At 54.6% G+C, this 6,873-nt stretch carries 5 protein-coding genes; 4 read left to right on the top strand and 1 reads right to left on the bottom strand.

Features of this window, described 5'->3' with window-relative positions; translation table 11 throughout:
- A partial coding sequence (locus AC2FLU_RS16740; protein WP_496808859.1) for a LysR substrate-binding domain-containing protein occupies positions 1–878 on the bottom strand: 878 nt, incomplete at its 3' end.
- A gap of 120 nt (positions 879–998) precedes the next feature.
- Here AC2FLU_RS16740 and AC2FLU_RS16735 point away from each other — a divergent pair.
- The 4 genes from AC2FLU_RS16735 to pbfA all read left to right on the top strand — a co-directional run bounded on the left by AC2FLU_RS16735 (position 999) and on the right by pbfA (position 6,374).
- A complete protein-coding gene (locus AC2FLU_RS16735; RefSeq protein ID WP_480477699.1) occupies positions 999–2,186 on the top strand; it encodes a 2-aminoethylphosphonate--pyruvate transaminase in 1,188 nt (395 codons plus the stop codon).
- Positions 2,187–2,203: 17 nt separating this feature from the next.
- The gene (gene phnA / locus AC2FLU_RS16730) at positions 2,204–3,448 is read left to right on the top strand and encodes a phosphonoacetate hydrolase (RefSeq protein ID WP_480555725.1); all 1,245 of its coding nucleotides are present in this window, start codon (positions 2,204–2,206) and stop codon (positions 3,446–3,448) included.
- Between the two features lie 3 nt (positions 3,449–3,451).
- A complete protein-coding gene (gene phnY, locus AC2FLU_RS16725; protein WP_480520903.1) occupies positions 3,452–4,915 on the top strand; it encodes a phosphonoacetaldehyde dehydrogenase in 1,464 nt (487 codons plus the stop codon).
- A 106-nt stretch (positions 4,916–5,021) separates the two neighbouring features.
- Positions 5,022–6,374, top strand: a complete 1,353-nt coding sequence (pbfA, locus tag AC2FLU_RS16720; protein ID WP_496808860.1) for a (R)-1-hydroxy-2-aminoethylphosphonate ammonia-lyase — start codon at positions 5,022–5,024, stop codon at positions 6,372–6,374.
- The last annotated feature ends 499 nt before the right edge of the window (positions 6,375–6,873 follow it).

Raw genomic sequence — 6,873 nt, 5'->3', positions numbered from 1 at the left:
GCGGTTTCCTTCTCCCCAAGAACCCGCTCCGCAAAGTCCATAAACGCCCGTATGATCTTGACGTCACGACGCTGGGAAAGTGAGATCATGCTTTCACCCATTTGCAAATTCACACCCTTCAATTTGATTTGCCGCAGTCGATCATCGTGCCCATATTCCGCCTGAGATACAAAACCGATACCTGCACCCGAGGCAACAAGTTCGCGAACGGCTTCTCGGCCTTCAGCTACAATCGCCGGGTTTAACCTGATACCTTGTTTCTCGGCTGCTTCTTCCAGTTTCTCGCGTGTTTTTGACCCGTGCTCTCTGAAAATCAGGGGCAACTCGGCCAACTCCTTCAGGGTCAGGGTGGGTTTTGATGCCAAAAGCACGCCCTGGCCAGCAAAGGCCACGATTTCAGTGGACCCCAAATTCAATACGTCCATGTCCTTGCCAGGAGACAGGCTGCCAACAACACCGATCTCTGCATTGTAAGACCGAAGCTCTTCCAGGATTTCTTCGGTGTTGCCGGATCGCACAGTGATCGTGATTTTAGGGTATTTCTTTTGGAACGGCGCCAGAAAAGATGTCATGTGATGCGCCGAATCGGCAATGATCCTTAATTCTCCATCGATCGCGGCTTTGGTTTCAGAGAGGTAATCCTCAATCTGATCTTCGATCTCGAAATACTGTTTGGTGAATCGGTAAAGCTGTTCGCCTTCGGGCGTTAGGTTCACGCGTTTTCGTTCACGCTGGAACAACAACAGGTCGTGATCCTGTTCCAGTTTTCGGACCTGCTCTGAAATCGCTGGCTGGGTCAGATACAAAGCCTCTGCCGCACGGGAAAATCCCCCATGTTTGGCCACGTAATGAAAGGCTTTCAACTGGCTGTGTCGCATTACAGTTCCCTGAAGATGAATGCATAGGCTGCGCCTATGATTAGATTGATAATTGCAATTTCACATATAGCAAGCGTTGCTGCAATTGTGTTCCTGAAAACGCTGTTCTGGAGCCTGGTAATGACGCCATCCAAACCAAAATTAGAGCAACCGCGCCTCGGCGAACCCTACCTTTTGACCCCCGGTCCTTTGACAACCTCCTATGCGGTCAAAGAGGCCATGCTGCGCGATTGGGGAAGCTGGGACGATGATTTCCGCGCCATGACGCGAGAGGTGCGGTCAAGCCTGCTGAACCTGCTTGGCGAGGGTGCCGACGAGTTTGATTGCGTGCCGATGCAAGGCAGCGGATCGTTTTCTGTCGAAGCGATGCTGGCATCCTTTATTCCGCGGGACGGAAAAGCGCTGGTATTGGCAAATGGTGCCTACGGGCAGCGTTCGGCACAGACGTTGCAGTACCTGGGTCGTGATCATGTCGTGTTGGACAAGGGCGATTACCTTCCGCCGAGGGGTGACGAAGTGGCGCGCATTCTTGCGGATGACCCGGACATCACGCACGTCGTCGCCATTCACTGCGAAACCAGCTCGGGTATCCTGAACCCGGTCGAAGAGATATCGGAAGTCACATATGCCGCCGGGCGCAAGCTTTTGATCGACTCGATGTCCGCATTTGGAGCGATTGAGCTCAAACCCACTGAAATCCGTTACGAGGCCATGGTGTCTTCGGCGAACAAATGCATCGAGGGCGTTCCGGGTTTTGGGTTCATTGTGGCCCGCAAGACCGAGCTTGAAGCCGCAAAAGGCAACAGTCATTCGCTGTCTCTGGATGTGTATGCGCAGTGGTCGCATATGAATAAAACGGGCCAGTGGCGGTTTACCCCACCGACGCATGTGGTCGCTGCCTTCATCGAGGCGCTTCGGGCGCACACTGCCGAAGGAGGTGTTGCAGGTCGCGGTGCCCGCTATACCCGCAACCGGGACGTCATGGTCGCGGGCATGCGTGAACTGGGTTTCGAAACACTGCTGGATAATCGTTGGTTGAGCCCCATCATCGTTACCTTCTTCTGCCCGGCTGATGAGAAATTCGTCTTCGATCAGTTCTATAACCGGATGAAGGAAAAAGGGTTCATTATCTATCCGGGCAAACTTACTGTCGTCGACAGTTTCCGCGTCGGTTGCATCGGTCAGATGGACGAAGATGTCATGCGTAAAGTTGTGATCGCCGCAAAAGAATCTCTGGAAGAAATGGGCGTGACAAGCGCTGCGCCTCCTCTCCGGGCACTGGAAGAACGCGCCAAGTTGGCCGCATAAAAATCAAGGAAAAACAGATGACCATTCAAACCCCTGTCGAAGCAAATGAGCGCGTCTACCCGACGCCCAAAGTGCCCGCAATTGCCATCTGCCTTGATGGATGTGAACCAGAATACCTCGACGTGGCGATTGCCAATGGGCTGATGCCCAACCTCAAACGGATGCGGGAGGAAGGTACGGACCGTCTGGCGCATTCTGTTATCCCGTCGTTCACCAACCCCAACAATCTTTCGATTGCCACCGGGCGCCCGCCGATCGTGCATGGAATCTGCGGCAACTACCTTATCGATCCCGATACTGGTGAAGAGGTGATGATGAACGACGTCCGCTTCCTGCGTGCGCCGACCATCTTCTCGCAGTTCTATGATGCAGGTTTCCGCGTGGCGATGGTAACCGCCAAGGACAAGCTTCGCGCGCTGCTTGGTGCCGGGCTGAAGTTTGACGAGGGCAGGGCGGTTGCATTCTCTTCTGAGCGTTCGGGCGAAACGACGCTTGAGGAACACGGCATCGACAATGCCAGCAAGTGGTTGGGCATGGACGTGCCCGAGGTTTACTCGGCCGAACTGTCCGAGTTCGTTTTTGCTGCTGGCGTCAAGCTGCTGAAAGAGTTCAAGCCCGACGTCATGTATTTGTCGACCACCGACTATATCCAGCACAAGTTTGCACCCGATCAAAAGGGCGCACTGGATTTCTACGCCATGTTCGACCGCTATCTGGGCGAATTGGACGCATTGGGGGCCGCCATCGTGGTGACGGCTGATCACGGCATGAAGCCAAAGCACTTGGCAGATGGATCCCCTTCGGTCGTCTATGTGCAGGACCTGATGGACGAATGGCTGGGCGAGGATGCGGCGCGGGTCATCCTTCCGATCACTGACCCGTATGTCGTCCATCATGGTGCACTGGGCTCGTTCGCGACCGCATATCTGCCGGATGGCGCGGATCAGAGCGACATCATTGCCAAACTCAAGGCGACCGATGGGATCACCCATGTGCTGACCAAGGCTCAGGCCATTGAACGGTTCGAATTGCCCGGTGACCGGATTGGCGACATTGTAATGGTTTCTGGCGAAAACATTTGCATCGGAACGTCCGAGCATCGCCATGATCTGGCAGCGCTCAAAGAGCCCCTGCGCAGCCATGGTGGTTTGACGGAACAAGAAGTTCCCTTCATCGTGAATCGTGTCATCGACCTGCCAAACCAACCCGTGCTGCGCAACTTTGATGCCTTTTTCTACGCAACTACAGCGGCGGCACAGTAAGCCATGAAAGACCAGACCATGTCGAAAATCGAAGTTCGTAACGAAGGAATGCGGATCGGTGGCGAAATCGTCTTTACCGATGAAACCATTCCCGTCCTCTACCCGTACACCAACGAGGTCGTGGGCCATGTTCCCGCTGGCACCTCAGAACACGCACGCAGGGCTTTCGAAATTGCGGCGAATTACAAACCCAAACTTACCCGGTACGAGCGCAGCCAGATTTTGCAGCGCGCAGGCGAGCTGATCGGTGAAAAACGTGATTATCTTGCGAAATGGCTGACGTTAGAGCTGGGCATCTGCCACCAGCATGCGATCTACGAAACCAAACGTGCACAGGATGTTTATCAGTTTGCGGCGGCTGAGGCGTTAAAAGACGATGGCGAGATCTTTTCTTGCGATCTGACCCACAATGGCAAAGCCCGCAAGATTTTCACCACCCGAGAGCCGGTGAAAGCAATCAGTGCGATCACCCCGTTCAATCACCCTTTGAATATGGTAAGCCACAAAATCGCGCCATCTATTGCAACCAACAATTGTATGGTTTGTAAACCCACGGAACTGACGCCGCTGACCGCGCTGACATTGGCCGACATACTTTACGAGGCAGGCCTGCCGCACGAGATGTTCCAGGTGGTGACCGGCTGGCCGGCTGACATCGGCGATGAGATGATCACCAATGAACATATCGATATTATCACCTTCACCGGGGGTGTGCCGGTGGGCAAGTTGATCGCTGAAAAAGGCGTCTACAAGCGTCAGGCGCTGGAACTTGGGGGCAATGATCCTCTGATCGTTCTGAATGATCTCAGCGATGCGGATTTGGACAAAGCCGCAACAATCGCAGTGGCGGGTGCGACCGGAAACTCCGGTCAGCGGTGCACGGCGGTCAAGCGCATCCTCGTGCAGGAAAGTGTGGCCGACAAGTTTGTACCGCTGGTTCTGGAGAAGGCCAAGAAGATCAAATTTGGCGATCCGCAAGACCCTGAAACCGAGCTGGGGTGCGTGATCCACGACAAAGCCGCGGAGATATTCGAAAACCGCGTTCTTCAGGCTGAAAAAGAGGGTGCAGAAATCCTGTATCACCCGGGCCGTCAGGGCGCATTGCTGCCGCCTATCGTCGTCGACAAGGTTCCCCATGACAGCGAGCTGGTGATGGAAGAAACTTTCGGTCCTATCGTGCCGATCGTGCGCGTGCCGGACAACGACGAAGAGGTGATGGCGATCTCAAATTCGACCGAGTTCGGCCTGTCTTCTGGGGTCTGCACCAATGACCTGAACAGGGCCATCGCCTTTATCAACGGATTGAATGTCGGCACCTGCAACATCTGGGAACAACCGGGTTACCGCATTGAAATGTCACCCTTTGGCGGCATCAAGGACAGCGGAAACGGCGTGAAGGAGGGTGTTATCGAGGCGATGAAGTTTTTCACCAACGTCAAAACCTATTCGCTGCCCTGGCCCAACTAAACCTTGCGTCCTTTCCCCACAGACGGGAAGGGCGCCTCATATCCTCCCTGATACTGGCGGGCCTTTAGGGGCCCGCATCTTTTGATGACAGAAACGAGGAGCGGACATGCCACAGATTGTCCACACGGAAGGGGAATCAAACACATCCGAGGCGCGCAAGGCGTGGTTGAGAAAGTCCATGGGACCAAAGTCGACACCTCTGCTCAAACGCGATGCGGATGTATTCCTGCATCAATCTCTGTCATCACCCTGCGTCAGCACCATTGCAAAGGCCGAGGGGATCTGGATCGAGGATATGGAGGGTCGCCGGTACATGGACTTCCATGGAAACTCGGTGCACCACATAGGCTACGGGCACCCGCGTCTGGTTGCCGCAATCAAGGCGCAGCTTGACGATCTTCCTTTCGCGCCCCGCCGCTTTACCAATGATCCGGCAGTGGATTTGGCGGAAAAACTGGCAGATATCGTACCTGGCGATCTGGGGAAAATGCTCTTTACCACAGGCGGCTCTGACGCCAACGAGGTTGCTCTCAAGATCGCGCGCGCCGCTACCGGTCGGTTCAAAACGATCAGCTTCTGGGATGCCTTCCATGGCGCGGGCTTTGGCGCCGCAAGCGTCGGTGGCGAGGCGACATTCCGCAGTCATATCGCGGGCCCCCTCTTGTCGGGCACTGAACACGTCGCGCCTTTCGCCTGCTACCGTTGCCCATACAATCACACGGGACCGGAAACCTGCGGGTTGGCCTGCGCGAAAATGGTCGAATATGTTCTGGAGCGTGAAGGAGATGTGGCGGCGGTCATAGCCGAACCGATGCGTGCGGTGCCCTATGTACCACCGCCGGGGTTTTGGAAATCCGTGCGCGAGGCGTGCAATCGTCACGGCGCGCTTTTGATCATGGATGAAATCCCGACAGGCCTTGGCAAAACCGGCAGGATGTTTGCCTTTGAACATGACGAGATCGTCCCCGACATTGTGACGCTTGGAAAAGCGCTTGGCGGGGGCATCCTGCCCATTGCCGCTTGTGTTGCCCGCAAACAATTGGATGTCTGCGGAGATTTTGCCATTGGTCATTACACACACGAAAAGAACCCGGTTACCGCGCGGGCCGCTTTGACAACGCTTCAAATCATCGAAGATGAGGGGTTGGTTCATCGATCGGCCACGTTGGGTGAGCACGCAATTGGCCGTCTTATGGACGAACTTCAGAACGTACCTACCGCCGGAGACATTCGGGGACGGGGTTTGATGTTCGGGGTCGAAATCGTCGATGATCGCGCCGACAAAACGCCGGGTAATGCGCGTGCCGAACGGATTTACTATGCCTGTCTGGAGGCCGGTTTGAGCTATAAGATCAGTCAGGGATGCGTTCTGACATTGTCGCCGCCGCTGACCATCTCGCAATCGGATCTGGACCACGCAATCGACATTGTGGTTGCTGCGATCAAGGCCGAGAGTTGACACGTCGGATCAGTCAAAATTCGGCAGTTGGGAAAAAGAGGCTAGCCGGGACAGCGACGAAGACCCCAAAATGCGACGTAAGACAACGAGTTCGATGGCGCACGGCGTACAAAAAAATTTGGATCTAGCCGAAGGCGTTGTAGTATCCAACTGCACTCAGGCTTCAAGCGCTGACGAAAGTGACAGGAAAGGCAAAATCTTCAATTCGGCCTCTAGTACAAATGAGACTGAATAAACTGACGGGATTACAGGAACTCAATATCAACAGAGCGGGGTCTTTCATGGTATCGAATGTAATTCAGAAGCTGAAAGACCTGTTGTCGCTGTGCTCCACAGATCGCAGCCCGTCGTCTTTGCCAAATGGTGGAAAAAAGATTCAGTTCAGCAGGCGACTACTTTTTACCTGCCATAGGGTATTCAAACTCCCTTTGCCGCGAGATCCTTGAATACAGATTTCACCAACTTGCCCATGCCTTCATCCGTTTCAGGCGGTTATTCT

The sequence above is a fragment of the Ruegeria sp. SAZD013 genome (genome assembly GCF_059612525.1).
Note: the sequence above shows the minus strand (reverse complement) of the source record. Positions and strands in the feature narration are given on the sequence as shown.

What these genes read in the sequence shown, in the direction of transcription:
- AC2FLU_RS16735 (WP_480477699.1), top strand. Translation starts at nt 999, where the DNA reads ATGACGCCATCCAAACCAAAATTAGAGCAACCGCGCCTCGGCGAACCC.
- phnA (WP_480555725.1), top strand. Translation starts at nt 2,204, where the DNA reads ATGACCATTCAAACCCCTGTCGAAGCAAATGAGCGCGTCTACCCGACG.
- phnY (WP_480520903.1), top strand. Translation starts at nt 3,452, where the DNA reads ATGAAAGACCAGACCATGTCGAAAATCGAAGTTCGTAACGAAGGAATG.
- pbfA (WP_496808860.1), top strand. Translation starts at nt 5,022, where the DNA reads ATGCCACAGATTGTCCACACGGAAGGGGAATCAAACACATCCGAGGCG.